Annotated in this window: 1 protein-coding gene and 1 pseudogene; both read right to left on the bottom strand. The window is 62.3% G+C overall.

The genetic code is table 11. From position 1 onward, the window contains the following. Nucleotides 1–717 (bottom strand): tetratricopeptide repeat protein (locus OB03_RS14665; protein WP_461344660.1); only part of this gene is annotated, 717 nt, incomplete at its 3' end. Between the two features lie 50 nt (nt 718–767). Next, a pseudogene (locus OB03_RS14660) lies at nt 768–1076 on the bottom strand (DUF3667 domain-containing protein); the annotation flags it as partial.

Here is a 1076-nt window from a genome sequence, read left to right as displayed (position 1 = left end):
TTTCAGCACCGTTTCAGCAGCCCAAGGCGTGCGTGGCCATCCGGTCAGGGCCTGAGCATAGGCGCTGACGGCAGAGGCATTGTCACGACCCGCGACGTGCATATCGCCCAGACGGCTATAGGCTTCCTTGGCTTGGGGGGTGTCGGGCCAGGTTACAGTCACCGTCTCCAGCGCACGCATGCCACGGCGGCTGTCCTCGCCACTCAGACGCATGGCGGCCTGCAGGTCACCGGCAGCATTGCCGGTCGGCGAGTTGGCGCTGACGGGCGCGTTCAACTCTGCTTCTTCCTGCATTTCCTTCAGGCGCTCTTCGAGAGTGTCGAGGCGGCGGGTCAGGGCAGCGTTATTTCGCGTGGCTTCGTCCAGATCGAAGGTCATACGCTCGTTGTCGGCGTTCACGCGGCGGAAGGTGGCCTCCAGATCGGCCAGACGGCGCTCCATTACGGACACCTGACCTTGAAGGGCCACGACCTCGGGATCGGGCTCGACGATGACAGGCTGACCCGCAGCATTTCGCTGGGTCAGGGCACGCTCGAGACGGCGGACGTTACGGTCCAGCGTGTCCAGACGGCGTTTGTCCCATTCAACGGCCGGAATAACCGGTTGGGCGACAGGTGCCCCACGGTTCTGGGCGACGGCAACGCCGCCACCGATGCTGCACAGGACCAGAGCCGCCGTCGCGACCGACATCTTCAAGCGAAAAGACTGTTTCATCATGATCTTATCCGTTCCACCGTTCCCGATGGTTCGCAAGCCTTTCAGGCGTTCTAGTGGCCAAGGCCAAGATAAACGATAGCGGTCAGGAAGAGCGAGACCACGATGGTGCAGAACACCATAAGGAAGCCCGTCCGCCACAGCGCCGAGAAGACGGACAGGCCATAGGCCCCCTTGAGCTGGGCAAACATGTGCACCGGCACAATGATCATGACCAGCCAGACGAGCACCGAACCCAAGGACGGAGCCAGCCCCCCGAGCAGAGCCGCGACCACCGTCAGCATCGCCATAAAAGTCAGCGAGTACAGAACGAAAACCCCGTGGTCATACAGGGTGAACCCCCGACGCCACAGGAACAGCAA

The sequence above is a fragment of the Brevundimonas sp. GN22 genome (genome assembly GCF_054824005.1).
The sequence above is the reverse complement of the archived record's forward strand: the minus strand, read 5'-3'. Positions and strand labels throughout refer to the sequence as shown.